This window comes from Streptomyces sp. NPDC058671 (assembly GCF_042716475.1).
Taxonomy (GTDB): Bacteria; Actinomycetota; Actinomycetes; order Streptomycetales; family Streptomycetaceae; genus Streptomyces.
On sequence record NZ_JBHXSA010000048.1, the window covers coordinates 1 to 15,040 of the forward strand.

A 15,040-nucleotide genomic window follows, 5' to 3' on the forward strand; every position below is an offset into this window, starting at 1 on the left:
TCGCGCAGCTCCCAGGTCGACATCGTCCAGAACATCGGACGCGCCCTGCGCCCGAACCCGGACGGCAGCGTGAAGACGGCGCGGATCATCATCCCCGTGTTCCTGCAGCCCAGGGAGGACCCGAAGGACATGGTCGCCTCGGCCAGCTACCAGCCCCTCGTCGACATCCTCCAAGCCCTGCGCTCACACTCCGAACGCATGGTCGACCAGCTCGCCTCCCGCGCCCTGACCCGCGGGACCGAACGCCGACGCCTCCACATCCACCCCGCTGGCGCGGCCGGCCCGGAGAACGGGGACATGCCCGAGGAGACCAGCCAGACGCAGCAGGAGGCCGACCGGGTCACCTCGGTCGTGGTCAACTTCGCCTCCCCCCGCGACGCCGCCGACATCGCCGCCCTCACACGCTGCCGCGTCATCCGCCCCCAGTCCCTCGTCTGGCTCGAGGGCTACCAGGCCCTCATCCGCTGGCGTACCGAGAACGGGATCACCGGGCTGCACGCCGTCGCCTATGACGTCGAGACCGTAGTCGGGACGACGAAGGCGTTCCCGCTGGGGCGATGGGTGCACCAACAGCGGAAAGCGCTGCGGGCCGGTGAACTCGACCCCCACCGCAAAAACCTCCTCGACGACGCCGAAGCCGGGATGGTGTGGGAACCCGGCGACGAAGCATGGGAAACCAAACTCGCCACACTCCGCTCCTACCACCGGGCCACCGGCCACCTCGCACCCCGGCAAGACGCGATGTGGGGCGAAGGCGAGGGAGAGGGCCTGGTGCCGGTTGGGCAGCACATGGCCAACCTCCGCCGCAAGGACGGCCTCGGGAAGGACCCGGAACGGGCCGCCGCACGCGCACAGCAGCTGACGGAGATCGACCCCGACTGGAACTGCCCCTGGCCCCTCGACTGGCAACGCCACTACAAGGTGCTCGCCGACCTCGCCGCCGACGAGGACGGCGGAGTGCTGCCCGACATCCAGCCCGGGGTGCTGTTCGACGGCGACGACATCGGACGATGGCTCCAACAACAGCGCAAGCCCGCCACCTGGACACAGCTGTCCACCGAACAGCAAGAACGACTGACGAAGCTCGGCGTGCAGCCCGACCAGGCACCGGCCCCCGCCCCGACGGCGGCGCGTACGATGAAGGGCCCGAACAAGGCACAGCAGGCATTCCAACGCGGCCTGACCGCCCTCGCCCAGTACGTCGCCCGAGAGGGCGAGTCCACGGTGAAGCGGACCCACCGAGAGAAGATCGTCATCGACGACCAGGAACACGATCTGGCCCTGGGGATCTGGTACGCCAACCAGAAACAACGCCGCGACAAGCTCACCGCAGAGCAGCTCGCCGCCCTCGCGGAGCTGGGTGTCAGTTGGGCCTGACGTCGACAGCGAGATCCCGGGGCCGCGACGATCCCGGGGTCTCGTGCGTGAGGACCGCTGCAACTCGGTTGTCACGTCGTCTCGGCGGGGCAGTCAGATCCGCACGCCCGTGGCAATGGGGAAGGCTGCGGGCGGGGGGAAGGCAGTCTCTTGCGCTCCACGACGTCTTCACCGGTCTACGGACGCCAGAACCTGAAGTAACGGCGGAGACTTGCCCTGCGTCGCGGCCGCTGCTCTTCTCTGTCGTGGGCGGCCAGTAGGCGGCGGTCGCGCTCCTGGTTCTGGTCGATTTCCGCCGGTGTGTAGCGGCGGCTCCAGCGGACGCGGCTGGCACGGATCCAGTAGTGCGACTGGCATGGAAGGGACCAGTTGCCGATTGAGGGGGTGAGGGAGACGTTCTCGCCGTCATAGGTGAGGGACCACTGGGCTGGGGAGAGAGGCGTGACGATCTCGTGGCCGCAGCCGCAGCAGCATAGGTGGCTGCAGGTGCGGTAGGGGATCGAGATGTAGAGGACCCCTGCGTCCATGGCCGGGGGAAAGGTCTCGGTGAAGACCGGGCGCAGGGTGTCTGGTGGGGTCACGGGAGGTCCTCGTTGGCGATCTCGTTGGTGATCAGTGAGTACGTGGTGTGGGCCTCGTCGGTGGCGTCGGCGTAGATGCCGAGGGAGCGTTTCCAGCGGATGACGGCCAGGTTGGCGTTGAGTGCGTTGAGGTCGGCGGTCTGGATGTTGCTTGCGTAGGCGTCGCGTTCGGGTGCGGGTCGGGGAATGCGGTGACGTGCGGTGTCTCGGCGGCCGGGGAGGCTGGTGGTGATGCGGAGCAGTCCGCTGAGGTGGCCGTCGATCTCTTCGATGCCCATGCCGACGTCGATGAACGGCACGTCGTGGGCTTCGAGCCAGTTCATTACGGGAAGCTTGCTGGCGGCGTCGTCGGAGGCGAGGAAGACGAATGTCGCCCCGTCGAGGAGGGCGAGGTTGTCTTCGTCGAGGTACTGCACGCAGCCGGTCACACCGCGGTGCATGTGGGTGTAGACAGAGGCGAAGTAGGTGGCCTTGGACGGTCGGGCGCGGAGGGTGTCGAGGGTAGCGGCGCCGGGGGCGCGGAAGGCGTTGTGGTTGTCGAAGGTGTCGCCGTCGATGAGGAGAATCGAGTCGACCTCGGTCTTGGCGACCTGGTCGAGGATGTAGCTGCCGCTGCCGCCGAGGCCGACGATGGCAATGCGCTGGCCCCGGAAGCGGCGGTTGACGGCCGTGATGCCGGCGCGGGAGGTGGCGGTGTCGCGGTAGGCGAAGGGGCTGTCGTCGTCGATCTCCTGCCATGCGGCGCCAGGGGTGGGCGTGGCCGAGGGGTCCAGGGCTTGGGCGTGGTCGGCGACGATCCGCACGTATGCGGTGATTTTCGTGTATTGGTCGGGGTAGCCGTCCGGGGGCTTGCTGGAAAGCATGAAGTTCGCCTGTACTCCGTCGGCGATGACCCGTGTTTCCGGATTGGCGAGGGTCAGGGGGCGGCCGTGCTCGTCGCAGGGAGTGGAGCCGCCGAACCAGATGCGGTGGTCGGTACCGGGGACGAGGCGGTCTCCGGCGACGGTGATGGGGTGGACGAGGAAGCCGTGCTCGACGGTGCGGTTGTCAGTGACGTACGGGATCCGAACGATGACGTGCCCGGCGACGAGAGTGACCTCGTAGCCGTCGTCGAGGAGGCGGGCAAGATCGGGGTCACGAGCGAGAAGTGCGGTAGACATCGAAGACCATCTCCTTCTTCACTCGGACGTCGTGGCCGGCGGTGAGACTGCCCGCGCCGTGGCCGTCGTGGCCGCGGCTGTAGCGGACCGTGTAGGTGTCCTGGTCATTGGGCTGCTGACCGGGGTAGGCCAGAGCGACGACCTGCTCGTAGGTAATCTCCTTCGCCTCCCAGGTATGGGGGCGGGCATTGACGAGGATCGTGACGGGCTTGGAGTCGTGGTTGTCCTGGGACATGGGGTCCTCCTGGAATGGGGAGCGCGTGTTCGGACTGGTGGATGCCGGGTCCCGGCGCGCCGCTGCGGGAGCGGCGCGCCGGACAGCCGGGGGCGATGTGACAGTCAGCGCCTGGGAAGGGCGAGGAGGTTGTTGGTCCACACGCCATCGGCACGGGTCCGCAGGTACTTCTCGCCCCGGGCGGGCGTCGTCACGAGCACTTCCGTGCGGCGGCCGGCTGCGTCGCTGGTGTAGGCCTTGCCAGCCTTGTTTTCGATCCAGTGGACGATCTCGGCCCGGGTGTTGTCGCCGGTCTTGCCGGTCGCCTGGTTGGTCCACCACAGATGGGTGATGTGCTCGTGTGCAGTTCCGCCAGTGGTCAGGCGCACTGCGGTGATCTGGATAGCCATGTTGTGTTCCTGCCGGCAACGTTCCGACGGGTCTCCGCGGCCGGCGCCCGGGTTCCGTGAGCACCCTGGGTGGGGTGCTTCGCCTGGGACAGACGACATAACTCGCGGGTAGCAGGATGCGGTGGCTGGCGGGGTGTCAGGAGCAGTCGAGGCAGCGGTCGCTGCCCGGGGCGAACATGGCGGGCGGGTGCACGATGAAGCAGCCGGGGCAGGAGCGGCCTGGGGTGCGGGGTGGGCAAGCGCAGCGGCCGCAGTCGGGGCACTGGGGAACGCGGCAGCGCGTGCAGGCGGGGTCGAAGGAGCGGTAGTGCTCGTCGCAGTTCGCGCAGATGTAGCTGCGCGCCTGGGGGCCGGTATCGGCGGTGGGCAGGGTGAAGGAGCGCCAGGGGGCGGAGTCGGTGACGAGGACGGCGACGGTGTAGCCGTCCATGGGGGCGGTGTCGGCGTGGAGTTCGTCTCCGCGGATGCCGTCGCGGTAGCGGACTCGGGTTCGTCCTTGTGTGCGGCCGGAGCCGGCCAGGGCGCGGTCGATGACGGGGATGTCGCCTTGGAAGCTGCCGCGGCGCAGGGGCGGCAGGCCGTGGGAGGCGGCGAAAGCAAGGTGTCCGGCGGGCTCGAGGAGGAGAACGTGGCCGGGAGCGGGGAGGTGCTGGGCTGCCCGCACGCAGACGGCCATACGGGAGGCATGGCTCGCTGCCCACAGGAGGGCGATCGCGGATGCGGTGGGTCCTTTGGCGTCCAGGTGCTGGTCGACGAGGTGTGCGGGGAGCAGAATCTGGGCGGCGAACGCGTCGCAGGCGGCGTCTTCGAGGAGGACGCCGCGGTCGGCTTCCTTGCTGAAGGGCTCCATGAGGGCGAAGCTGTTCTTCTGCAGGTGGTGGCCGAGTTCGTGCAGAGCGGTGAAGTCCCGTCGTGCGTGGCTGGCGGAGGTGGCGACGGACAGGCGGGGCGGGGGGCCGTAGTCGTACGCTCCGGCGACGCTGCAGCCTTGCGCCGTCTCGTTCTCGGGAACGTCTTTGACAGTGAGCTCGGGCCAGGTCCGCAGTTCCGCGAGAGCACCGTGTACCAAACGTTCGACGGCGCCGGGGTGGGCTGCTTCCAGTTCTGTGATCATGGCGGCGGCCTGGGTGCGGGCGACGCCGGCGAGCACGTGGTTAACCACTCGGGGGTACCCCCTGTTCTTCTCTAGTTGTCCAGGAGGAGTTCGAAGTAGCGGTCGGTGCGTGCGGTCCAGTTCGGCTGGGTGCGGTTGTCGTCGCGTGCCGCGAGCGTGTAGATGCCATGGGCGGCGCGCAGGCGGGCGGCGTGTTCGCTCTCGTCGTACTGGGCGGCCAGTTTCTTGACCTGGCTGCGGCGCAGGGGCCGGTTGAGTTCGTGTACGACCGCGGGCGGTAGTGCGGGGTTGGCGTCGAGGACGCGGGCGGCGGGCTGGCCGAGGAGGGCGGCGAGCGTGGCGGCCTGTTCGGCGGTGAGGGGCTGCTGCCCCCTCCATACGTCCAGGGCGTGGGGTGGTGCGAGGTTCAGTTCGGCCGCGAGCTGCTGGACGGTGATGCCATGCTCACCAAGAAGCTCGGCGAGGCCGCCTGACCCTTGCGGCGCCCATTGTGCCGAGGCGAGAACCTCGAGGTGGCCGGTGAGGACAGCGCGGTACTCGCCGGCCGCTGCGGACGAGACGGTTTCGCTGCCCCACCGGGCTCCGGACACGGTGTCGGCGAGCATGCGGGAGGTGAGGGTGTCAGGGCGGCTTGTCAGCTCGCTGACCTGCCGGTCCAGCACGCACCACGGAAGGGTGGCTTCCAGGCCCCACCACAGAGCCACTGGCTGCTCCAGGGTGGTCGCCGGGGCGGGCAGGAGCAGGGTGTCGGCGTCGGCGTAGCGTTCGAAGGAGACCGGTACGGCGCGGGCGGTGTCGTCGTCACCGGTTGTGGTGATCAGCAGGAGCTGGATGGTGTCCTGCCACACCGCGCGCCAGATCTGCCCGGGGCGTGGGTCCTGGGGCGGCGTGGTGGCCGCTCGGTGGACGGCCTCGGGCACTTTCAGGTTCGCTGCAGCGGCTAGGAGCCTTTGGTAGGCAGTGGTGTGGACAGAGCTCATGCCGTCTCCCCCGTCTCCTCGGCTGTGGTCCATCAGCGCATTCTCTTCTCACTGGGTCCAGACGACGTAACTGGGGCCGTCACGGCGCAGCCTCGCCGCAGCGCCGTAGCAGAGCAGCCATGACCGCCTTCGGATCGCTGTCCGCGGACAGGGCGTGGGAAAGCATTGTCTTGAGGTTGGACCGCACCACCGCTGCATGGCCTTGCCGGATCTCCAGCAGCTGCGCCGCGTGGTGGGCGTCCTTGTCGAGGTAGGGAAGCAGCAGGCGCTCGTTGGGTGAGAGGCGTTGCCAGATGTCCTCGGCCACCCCCTCGGACCCGGTCGGGTCCGGTGCGACGGCCGCCGCATGCCGTTCGACGGTTTCGGCCACGGTCCCTTCATCGGCGTACAGGGCGGTGAAACGGGCCGGCGCCAAAAGCTCGAACCGGGCCTCGAGGACCTTGGCGAGGTCTTCCTCCCGCACCGCTCCCTGCGCGTGCCGGAGCACGGACATCAGGATGGTCTTCAGGGCGTGGACGGTCTGCTGGGGTGTGGGGCCGGAGTGGTTCCAGCGGGTGATGCCGACGCCTCTGACTTGTGCGGCGTGGGCGATGAGGTCGTCGAGGTCTCCCTGCCACACGGCTCCGTCGGCTTGGTCGGCCAGGGCCCAGCGCGGCGGGGAGCCTGGGATCTTGCGGTAGGCGGCGTCCTCGCCCATCAGCCGGGCGATACGGCGCCGGAGCTTGCCTCGCGGTGTCTTCTTCGCCTCGTCGATGAGGAAGTTCCTGATCGACGCGAGAAACAGTCGTTCCAGTGAGGCTTCGTCGGCGGCCTGGGTGAAGCAGACGGTCACGAACCGTTGTCCCGCTCCTTCCTGGGACAACATCGCGCCGACCACATCGTAGGCCGCGTCATCACTCCACACCGTGTGCCCCTCAGGGGGCGGAAAGCCGGTGCTATGGCGGACCTGGTGGACCAGCCTGCGCAGCAGTTCCAACGTGGCCGGCCCGAACCCGCCGTTCTGCAGCTCCTCGTACGCGCTGTCTGTCACGAGCCCCACCCCGATCCCTGCTCCCCGGCGGACATCTACGGCCGCGGGTTTCGAGTCTGCATACACCAGCATCGCCTCCTCTGGCATGCGACACGCGCATATTTCCCTTGTTCGCGGAGGAGAACCATGACCATCCGCTTGTTTCGGCGGAACTGGTCGATCACCGCTCGCTTCACCGCAGTGCGGCCGTAGGCGGTCAGGGAACCTTGCCCGGCGGTGAGGAGATCCCACCGCCGGTAGACGTCCTGCACAGCGTCCTGGGCGCCGTGCAAGTCGCCTGCCTGGGCCCGGGCCAGTCGGGAGAACGCCTCGATGGTCTCGAGGACGAAGGACTCGAAGTCTGCTCCTGGGGCGGCCTCGCTCACACAGCCTCCCGCGTGGCGATGGCCCGGTGGCCGGCCGGCTCGGCTGCGTCCTTGCGGAACAGCCACGCCGGCCGTCCCTGCTCGAAGCGAGCCGCGGCGCCGCCGTCGGGCAGGGACTGCGCCATCGCGACCATAGCGGCGCGCTGCTCGCGCTCCGCCCGGGTCTCGATGTGCGCCTTCACGAGCATCTTCACGACGCCCTTGGCACGGCGCATCGTGAAGAACAGCAGAACCAGCACGGGAAGTGACACCCGCCCGCTCCCACCCAGTACGACCAAGTCATCCACCAGGCCTTCCAGTAGTGACGAACTCGTTGATGAAGTCACAAGGCCCTCATCCCTTACACGCCGCAGGAGGCCCGGATCCGGATGCCGGATGGCAAGAATTTTCCCAACTCCCCCTACCGACCCGCCCCTCGCTCTGTTTCCCCAGGTCAAACGGTTGTCAGGGCTGGAAGACTGATGCAGGCGGGAAGGGTCCGCCTCGAATCCGGGTTTCCGAGGGGCGCGCCGGCCGGGCGTTCGTCTGGCGCTGTGAGACGAGCCGGCGCCGGGGCGGCTGAGGGGCCCTTGATCGCGACGGCTCTGGTCGGCAGGAGTGAGGGGGTCTCGATCTACTGAGCATCCGTTGCGAAAGCGCCCGCCAAGACGGTGAGCACGAGACCGTGGTGGAGTGACCCAGTACCCCAGCCTCCTGCGGATCGCTCCCCTGCAGGGCGAGGCGGCCTCGTCGCTGATCTGCCGCATCGCCAGCCGCTACGGGCTCGAAGCGAAAGCATTGCGGTCCTGCTGGCACTGGCGCAACCAACAGCCCAAACACGAAAGCGGAATTCCGCGAGCCGACGCCGAGGTGCTGCTGAATGCGGCTGGACGGCAGCTTCTAGCGGGGCTGTGCGGCGTCGAGGAAGGCATGCTGGTGCGGGCGTTGCCGTCCTGGGGACAGCAAGACGCCAAGCTCCCTGCCGGAAGGGACGGAGTGCCGGCTGCGGTGTGGCGGATCGGCGGCGTGGTTGTTGGGCCGGTGGCGTTCGGCTGCGGGCTGTGTACGGCGCAGCGCACAGGGACGGCCGTGCGAGTGGTGCGATACGTCCCGCGGTGGGAACGGGTGTGCGTGCGGCACGGGCGGTGGCTCCTGGACGCGAACGCCGACCAACCCTTGGAGAACCTCTCTCTGCGTGACAGTCCCGAGGTCGTCGCGGCGCAGCGATGCTGGGCTGTGATGGAGCGTCGTGCTCGGCGGGCAGGGGTGGAGCCGGGTGCGGTGTTCGGACTCGCGCGGGCGGTGGTGTGCCGGTGGTGGGAGCACTCCCTTCAGTGGGAGCAGGAAGAGATCTGGCCCCGGCGTCTGCAGCAGGTCGTCGGCGGCGAGGTTGGTGGTGACGTCGCTCGGTGGCGTGCCGTCGGCCGGGACGTAGTGGTCTATCCCGAGGTGGTCGGCGTGGCTGGTGCGCTGCTGGATCCCGCCGTCGAAGAGCTGGTGTGGGCCGACAGCGGTTGGGAACGTCCGCGGCCGCGGCCCGGGGACGGCCAGTTCGGGCGGCGTCTCGGAGAGCTGGTGGGGCGGCCCTGGCTCGGGCGGCTGATCGCGACGGACGGTGGACCGCTGGTCTCGTGGCAGGCCGCCATTATCCGTCGGCGACGGCATACGGCGGCGGTTGATCCCTACGATGCCGGTCCGTGGAGGGTCAGGGCCGATCAGGAGCCGCCCACCATGGCAGCCCTGCTCCGTGAGCAGACACGGGAGAAGAGCGCGGGTGGTTCCGGTACGAACTGGCGCTCCACCGTCCCTCCCGAGCAGCGCATGTTAATCACCAACCTCATCGAGGCCGCCCAAGAGGAGCTGTTCCAGCTGCGCGGCGCGCACCAGGACCGCACCGCCGACGCCGCCCGCCTTCTCCTCCAGCGACTCAGCCACTCCATCGACCTACTCGACCAGGCCCTGCGGGAAACAGCGCTCGCAGCAGTGAACGCGGGCGTCGCTCTCCACGACGTCGAGCAATGGGCAGGCCTCGGGACCGTCACCACGGACGAGAACGACGAGTAGACGGACGCCTACGAAGGGGTGTAGCCGGCACGGCTACCGCATCAGGGCCTCCCACGCGATCAGAACACGCAAACTGGCCCAAACTGCTGGTTGAGATAGTTGGCTCGGTCCCGTGACGAGCTTGGCAGACACGGGCGGCGCGCAGCAGAGTGCGGCCACAGGGGGTCCGGATTCGAGGTGGCGTTCGCCGGGTTCGGCGGGCAGGCCGTGCAGCAACGGTGGGTGGATGCGGCGGTGACCGTCGCGTTCGAGGAACTCGAACCGGTCTCCGCTTTCCCGGTGGTCCCCGGCAGACGCTGGGGACCAGGGCTGTGGTGGTCCGCAACCACCGGGCGCCATGTCGCCTGCGGGTCGAACGCGATGCGAGCCCAGTTGATGGTCCTGGACCGTGACCCGGACGTCGTTGGTCTGGCTGGGCGGCCCGTGCGGCTGCAGTGGCACGACGAACAGGGGCGGGGGCGATCGTGGACTCCGCAGCTCTTCGCCCGGCGTGCGGACGGCACCGCGCTGCCGCCGTGATGATGGAGCGGGCGTGTGAGCAGGTCGGCTGGAAATACCTGCGCCTGGACCCACTCGATGAGTTACTGGCGGCCAATCTGAGGTGGCTCGCCGGCTACCGGCACCCCCGCAACCAGGTCCGCCCCGCCCTCACCGCCGCCATCCAGGAAGCCTTCGCCTGCCCGCGGCCACTGATCGAGGGCGTCGAAGCGGTCGGCGACCCGATCGAAGTCCTCCCCGCCGCCTTCCACGCCCTGTGGCACGGACACCTGCACGTTCCCCTGGACAAGCCGCTGCACGAACGCATCCTGGTCCAGGCAGGCACCCTCCCGTCATCCGAAGCCCTTACGGCCGCCGGTGTGCACCATGAGGCCGGCGGCGGCGGCCGGTTCCGAGAGGTGCCATGACCGCGCCGCGCAGCGGACGGCCCGTCGTAGCGGTCGGCGCGCACATCGACTTCGGCGGTGCGAGGTGGCAGGTCGTGGCGCTGGCCGGGCAGTCCGTCCACCTTGCCGGCGACGACGGCAGCAGTGCCGTGGTGCTCGCCGGGCATCTGTTCGCCGACCCTGCCTTCAAACTGGCCAGCGAGCAGGCCGAGCAGGTTCGGCCAGTGCCGCAGTGGGGGTTGTTCGAGACGGCCCCCGCCGCAGCGCGAGAGAAAGCGCTGGCCTGGCAGAGACACGTCCGGGAGGTCGAGTGCGGACGGCCGGGTGGCCCGGACAGCGGGGAGGCGGTGCGGGCGCAGTACGACCCGGACCGGTGGACACTGGCCGAGCGGGAGCAGGCCAAAGCCGCCGAGCTCACTGCACTGGGGTTCGCCAAGGTGTCACGCACGACGGTTCAGCGGATGAGGCTCGCCTACCGCAAGCAAGGTCTGTGGGGGCTGCTTGACCACCGCACCACCCGCGGTCCCGCTCCCGCGGGACGGCAGGACGAGCGGGTGGCGGACGCGGTGAAGGAGGCGTTACGCCGGCAGCGGCGGCGGTCCAAGGGCACCATCAACGGGCTGTTCCCCCTCATCAACCGAATCCTCGAGGACCGGAACGGGCCCGGCACCGTGCCCACTCCCTCCCAGGCCACCCTGTACCGGCTCGTCCACCAGCTCGCCCGCCCCGGCGACCTCCCCGGCCGCCCGGTACGCACTGTGCCGATCACCAGCGACGGGCGCGGCTTCACCCCGACCGTGGCGCTGCGGCCCGGGGAACAGGTCCAGATCGACACCACCCGTCTCGACGTCCTGGCCGTCTTCGACGACGGCATCGTCGCCAGGCCCGAGCTCACCATCGCCGTCGACGTCGCCACCCGCGCTATCCTCGCCGCCGTGCTCTGCCCGTCCAGCACCCAGGCCGTCGACGCCGCGCTGCTCCTGGCGGAGATGGCCGTCCCCCATCCGGCCCGGCCCACCTGGCCCGACGCCCTCTACTTCGCCCACAGCTCGCTACTCCCCCACCAGCGGCTGCTCACCCTCGACGAACGCCTCCAAGGAGCCGCCGCGCGCCCGGCCGTCATCCCGGAAACGCTCATCACCGACCGCGGCAGCATCTACCTGTCGAAGGCGTTCACCGCCGCGTGCGAGACCCTCGGCATCAGCGTCCAAGCTGCCCCGCCGTACACACCGACCGCGAAAGGCATCGTGGAGCGAACCTTCGGGACCATCAACACGCTGTTCTGCCAGCACCTGCCCGGCTACACCGGCCCCAACATCACCCAGCGCGGCCCCGGCACCCACCTTGAGGCCCGCTACACCGTCCCCCAGCTCCAGGACCTCCTCGACGAGTGGCTCGTCCACTACCACCACCGCCCCCACGAAGGCCTACGCCACCCGGTCCTGCCGAGGGCCGCGCTCACGCCGAACCAGATGTGGGCCGCCCTCATCAGCGTGGCCGGCCACGTGCCCGTGCCGCTGACCGGGAACGACTACCTCGAACTCCTGCCCGTGCGCTGGACGGCCGTCACCGAACGCGGCATCCGCATGCACCACCGCACCTACGACCACGACCTCCTCGCCCCCTACCGCGGCCAGCCCTCGCCCATCACCGCCCGAGGCGGGAAGTGGGAGGTCCACCACAACCCCCACGACGCCCGCCAGATCTGGCTACGCCTGACCGACGGAACCCTGGCCGAGATCCCCTGGATCCACCGCGACCACACCCACCAGCCATTCAACGAACGCACCTGGCAACATGTCCGCGCCCAGACCATCCGCCACCCCGATCCAGACCAACACGAAGCCGACCTCGCCTACGCCCTCGACCACCTCATGCGCAGAGCACGCAACGGCCACGCCACACGCACCGAGCAGCGTCTCCTGAGCCGCGCCACCCAGCCCCTACCCGCCCTGACATCCGCGCCGGCCGCTCCAGGAACACCGGCGAAGAATCCGCCACCGGCCCGACAGACACCGATGCCGACAGCCTCGATGCCCTGGACAGGAGCCCCGACGAACCGGATGACGCCGAAGGCGAAAACGAGCCCGCAGGCGAAAACGGGGCCCCCGCGCGCCCGTACACCGGGCTCGGGCTCTACGACGCACACACGCAGGCACTCACATGGTGAACAACACCCCGTCGCGTCCCAGCACCCCGGCCAGCAGCCTCAGCACGATCGGCGACCAGGCCCAGCCCGACGCCGACGGCCTGCAGGAGCAGGGGTCCTGGCCGATCACCACGTGGCAGGGCTGGCACCAGTTCGTCCACGCCCCGGCCGTGGTGCCACCCACACCCGATACCCCACCGCGGAGCGTTGAGGAGCGCCTGGCCTACCACTCCGCGTTCGTCACGGTCCGCACGCCAGCCATCGACACCCTCGCCACCAGCGTCCGCACCCTGATGATCCTCGGCCGCTACCAGCAGACCACCGCCCGGCCCTCACTGATCGTCACCGGGCCCGCCGCCGCGGGAAAGACCACGGCCCTCCTCCATGTCGGACGCACCTGCCACCTCGCCCACACCCGCACCACGCCCCCACCCGGCAAGCCGTCGGACAACCAGGTGCCCGTCGCGTACGTCCTGGTCCCACCGGGAGCGACCGCGAAGATGCTCGCGGTGGAATTCGCCCGCTACCTCGGCATCCCGATCACTGCCCGGATGACGCAAACCCAGATCACCGAGAGCGTCTGCCACACCTACAACCAGCTCGGCGTCCGCCTCGTCCTCATCGACGAAATCCACCGCGTCAACCCCCGCACCACCACCGGCGCCGAAACCGCCGACCTCATCAAAGACCTCACCGAACGCATCCAAGCGACCTTCGTGTATGCCGGCATCGACGTCACGGATACCCCCCTCTTCTCCGGCGTGCGCGGCGCGCAGCTCGCAGGCAGGGCCTCACTCATCGAGTGCGGGCCCCTCCCCGCCCGACTCGGTAACAAGCATCCCTTCACCGACACCATCACCGACCTCGAAAACGCCCTCGACCTCGAACGACACCGGCCCCGCACCCTCCCCCGCCACACCACCTACCTCCACCAACGCACCGCCGGCCGCATAGGAAGCCTCACCCGACTCATCCGCCGAGCCGCCATCACCGCCATCCACAACGGCACCGAACGCATCACCAAGCAAACGCTGGACTCGATCCGCCTCGACCACCACGCCGAAACCACACACCAGCCCAAAACCCGCACCCCGAACCGCCGAACACCTCACTGAGCTGCACAAACAGCCGAAAACGCGAAATGGCGCCTCGGCCCTTTAGACCCAGACACCATCTGCGACACCCAGACAATTTCCCAACCAACCCGCAACAACCCCAGGCCAAGCCGCCTTTGACGCCGCAAAACCGTTCTCACACAGATCTACAACACCCCAGCTCAACGACCCACCCATACCCCAACCCCCCACCCCCTCAGCGACAAGGAGCGAGGGTGTGGATGTGGCAGCGGTGATCGCTGCGGCCGTGTCTCTGGTGGGGTGCCGGGAGCTGTGGGAGGGGGCGGATGTCGATCTGGATGCCGAGTTGCTTCGATTTGAAGACGTCGTGAGGGCTGGCGGGGTGTTCCCGCGGGGCTGGTTCGCGGGAGGTGGCGAGCGCTTCTGTGGGGTCGGTCTTCCTGATGATGTAGCGGTGCTGGCTGGTCTGCTGCCGGTGAGGCTCTCCGTCGTGGGGCCGGTGGAAGACGGTCTGCTGGAGAGGGCTCCTCTGGTGCTGGGTGAGGCGGGGTGGGGGCAGAGCGCGTGGATGGCGCTCAGTTGGCCGGCGGTGCCCGAACTGGATCTCGGTCCTGAGCATGCGCGGGCCGGGGTGCAGGCTTGCTTCGGAATCGACGCCAGTCACGAGCCGGCCTCGGGCCACACGGTGTATGTCCACGTCCACCCTTACGAGGGAGAACGGGCCAGCACCTCGCCCGAAAGATCGGACACGACGTCATAGGCCCCGGGAACAGGGCTGGTGAGCAGCGGTTGAGGAAGGGCCAGGGTCTGGGTGGTGGGGGGTGGATGGTCCGTAGTGTGCTGTGGTCGGGCTGGAGAGGGGTTGGTGTCGGTGACGGAGAACACTGAGGTCTCGTACGAAGGCTGCTCGGTCTATGTCGATGCCGCGGACAGCTCGACGGTCATCACCCGGCTGAAGGAGCGTCTCGGGTCAGGTGAGGGCGGACAGAGTCTGACGGTGGGGCCGCTGCTGGTGAGCGGCGCCGGCAATGACTACTCCACGGGCAGGAAGGCGCACCCTTTCGAATTCCTCGAGTGGCCGACCGTGCTGGAGTGTGAGGCGCCCGCGGAGTCGGAGCCTGGTGCGGTGGCGGCCGCGGTCACGAGCGTGCTGGAGACACTGTGGTGTGGGGGGTGGAAGGCCGTGGCGGCATGTGACTTCGAAGGCGAACTGCCCGCACGCGGTGGGAGCGAGCGTTACCCCTTGTGCTTCCCGGACGGGCGGATCCTCGTCATGGTCCCCACCCTGGATCTGATCGTGCAGAGCACGCAGACCTGGCGGCGGGTCGGGCACCGGGCGCCGATGGTTGCGGTCTGCTCGGTGGACAAGGACGAGGTCCTGGAGCAGCTGGGGGTGCGCACCACGACCAATCCGATCCAGCTCGCCCTGTGGGCCGGGAGCGGTCCGGTGGTCGTGTTCGCCACGTATGCCTCCCTGGTGGACCGCGAGGACCCCGCTGACGTCACTGGTCGCCGGAGTGTCCCGGGGCCGTTGGAATCGGCTCTGGCGGGCGGGGAGCGGCTGTACGGGCAGCGGATGGCTCCGTTCGACCTGGCCATTGTGGACGAGGGGCACATGACCGCGGGGGACATGGGGCGGCCGTGGGCGGCGATCCAC

14 protein-coding genes and 2 pseudogenes are annotated in these 15,040 nt (G+C 69.0%); 7 read left to right on the forward strand and 9 right to left on the reverse strand.

Going from position 1 to position 15,040, the window contains the following annotated elements; genetic code table 11:
* Positions 1 to 1,377 (forward strand): Helicase associated domain protein (locus ACFWV2_RS32290; RefSeq protein WP_384410743.1); only part of this gene is annotated, 1,377 nt, incomplete at its 5' end.
* Positions 1,378 to 1,553: 176 nt separating this feature from the next.
* Here ACFWV2_RS32290 and ACFWV2_RS32295 read toward each other — a convergent pair.
* From ACFWV2_RS32295 to ACFWV2_RS32335, 9 genes are all read right to left on the reverse strand, one after another.
* Positions 1,554 to 1,904 (reverse strand): DUF6527 family protein, encoded by a 351-nt coding sequence (locus ACFWV2_RS32295; RefSeq protein ID WP_073882905.1) that lies wholly within the window; start codon positions 1,902 to 1,904, stop codon positions 1,554 to 1,556.
* A gap of 50 nt (positions 1,905 to 1,954) precedes the next feature.
* On the reverse strand, positions 1,955 to 3,118 hold the full coding sequence (locus ACFWV2_RS32300) for a ThiF family adenylyltransferase (protein WP_384410746.1): 1,164 nt from the start codon (positions 3,116 to 3,118) through the stop codon (positions 1,955 to 1,957).
* Positions 3,093 to 3,353, reverse strand: a complete 261-nt coding sequence (locus tag ACFWV2_RS32305; RefSeq protein ID WP_384410749.1) for a multiubiquitin domain-containing protein — start codon at positions 3,351 to 3,353, stop codon at positions 3,093 to 3,095. The genes ACFWV2_RS32300 and ACFWV2_RS32305 overlap by 26 nt, the downstream gene beginning before the upstream one ends.
* A 104-nt stretch (positions 3,354 to 3,457) precedes the next feature.
* Positions 3,458 to 3,742 carry a DUF3892 domain-containing protein gene (locus ACFWV2_RS32310; protein WP_384410751.1) on the reverse strand — a complete coding sequence of 95 codons (285 nt, stop codon included), beginning with the start codon at positions 3,740 to 3,742 and terminating at the stop codon, positions 3,458 to 3,460.
* Between the two features lie 136 nt (positions 3,743 to 3,878).
* Positions 3,879 to 4,904, reverse strand: coding sequence for an ImmA/IrrE family metallo-endopeptidase (locus ACFWV2_RS32315; protein ID WP_384410754.1), 1,026 nt, complete (start codon positions 4,902 to 4,904; stop codon positions 3,879 to 3,881).
* Positions 4,905 to 4,927: 23 nt separating this feature from the next.
* On the reverse strand, positions 4,928 to 5,836 hold the full coding sequence (locus ACFWV2_RS32320; RefSeq protein WP_384410757.1) for a hypothetical protein: 909 nt from the start codon (positions 5,834 to 5,836) through the stop codon (positions 4,928 to 4,930).
* A gap of 79 nt (positions 5,837 to 5,915) precedes the next feature.
* Positions 5,916 to 6,866, reverse strand: a complete 951-nt coding sequence (locus ACFWV2_RS32325) for a hypothetical protein (protein WP_384410760.1) — start codon at positions 6,864 to 6,866, stop codon at positions 5,916 to 5,918.
* Between the two features lie 35 nt (positions 6,867 to 6,901).
* Positions 6,902 to 7,297: an RNA polymerase sigma factor gene (locus ACFWV2_RS32330; protein ID WP_384410763.1), complete on the reverse strand. Its 396-nt coding sequence runs from the start codon at positions 7,295 to 7,297 to the stop codon at positions 6,902 to 6,904.
* Positions 7,228 to 7,482 carry a hypothetical protein gene (locus tag ACFWV2_RS32335; RefSeq protein WP_384410766.1) on the reverse strand — a complete coding sequence of 85 codons (255 nt, stop codon included), beginning with the start codon at positions 7,480 to 7,482 and terminating at the stop codon, positions 7,228 to 7,230. Before ACFWV2_RS32335 ends, ACFWV2_RS32330 begins: the two co-directional genes overlap by 70 nt.
* 421 nt (positions 7,483 to 7,903) lie before the next feature.
* Between ACFWV2_RS32335 and ACFWV2_RS32340 the strand changes: the two genes are divergently transcribed.
* The 6 genes and pseudogenes from ACFWV2_RS32340 to ACFWV2_RS32365 form a co-directional block, all read left to right on the forward strand.
* Positions 7,904 to 9,274 carry a DNA-binding protein gene (locus ACFWV2_RS32340; RefSeq protein ID WP_384410769.1) on the forward strand — a complete coding sequence of 457 codons (1,371 nt, stop codon included), beginning with the start codon at positions 7,904 to 7,906 and terminating at the stop codon, positions 9,272 to 9,274.
* 279 nt (positions 9,275 to 9,553) lie between these two features.
* Positions 9,554 to 10,179, forward strand: a pseudogene (locus tag ACFWV2_RS32345) (TnsA-like heteromeric transposase endonuclease subunit).
* A complete protein-coding gene (locus ACFWV2_RS32350; RefSeq protein WP_384410772.1) occupies positions 10,176 to 12,518 on the forward strand; it encodes a Mu transposase C-terminal domain-containing protein in 2,343 nt (780 codons plus the stop codon). Before ACFWV2_RS32345 ends, ACFWV2_RS32350 begins: the two are co-directional and overlap by 4 nt.
* Entirely contained in the window at positions 12,478 to 13,422 is a 945-nt protein-coding gene (locus tag ACFWV2_RS32355; RefSeq protein WP_384410774.1) for a TniB family NTP-binding protein, read from the forward strand. Before ACFWV2_RS32350 ends, ACFWV2_RS32355 begins: the two co-directional genes overlap by 41 nt.
* A 217-nt stretch (positions 13,423 to 13,639) precedes the next feature.
* Positions 13,640 to 14,143: a hypothetical protein gene (locus ACFWV2_RS32360; protein WP_384410777.1), complete on the forward strand. Its 504-nt coding sequence runs from the start codon at positions 13,640 to 13,642 to the stop codon at positions 14,141 to 14,143.
* A 111-nt stretch (positions 14,144 to 14,254) separates the two neighbouring features.
* A pseudogene (locus tag ACFWV2_RS32365) lies at positions 14,255 to 15,040 on the forward strand (hypothetical protein); the annotation flags it as partial.

What these genes read in the sequence shown, in the direction of transcription:
- ACFWV2_RS32295 (WP_073882905.1), bottom strand. Translation starts at nt 1,904, where the DNA reads ATGGACGCAGGGGTCCTCTACATCTCGATCCCCTACCGCACCTGCAGC.
- ACFWV2_RS32300 (WP_384410746.1), bottom strand. Translation starts at nt 3,118, where the DNA reads ATGTCTACCGCACTTCTCGCTCGTGACCCCGATCTTGCCCGCCTCCTC.
- ACFWV2_RS32305 (WP_384410749.1), bottom strand. Translation starts at nt 3,353, where the DNA reads ATGTCCCAGGACAACCACGACTCCAAGCCCGTCACGATCCTCGTCAAT.
- ACFWV2_RS32310 (WP_384410751.1), bottom strand. Translation starts at nt 3,742, where the DNA reads ATGGCTATCCAGATCACCGCAGTGCGCCTGACCACTGGCGGAACTGCA.
- ACFWV2_RS32320 (WP_384410757.1), bottom strand. Translation starts at nt 5,836, where the DNA reads ATGAGCTCTGTCCACACCACTGCCTACCAAAGGCTCCTAGCCGCTGCA.
- ACFWV2_RS32350 (WP_384410772.1), top strand. Translation starts at nt 10,176, where the DNA reads ATGACCGCGCCGCGCAGCGGACGGCCCGTCGTAGCGGTCGGCGCGCAC.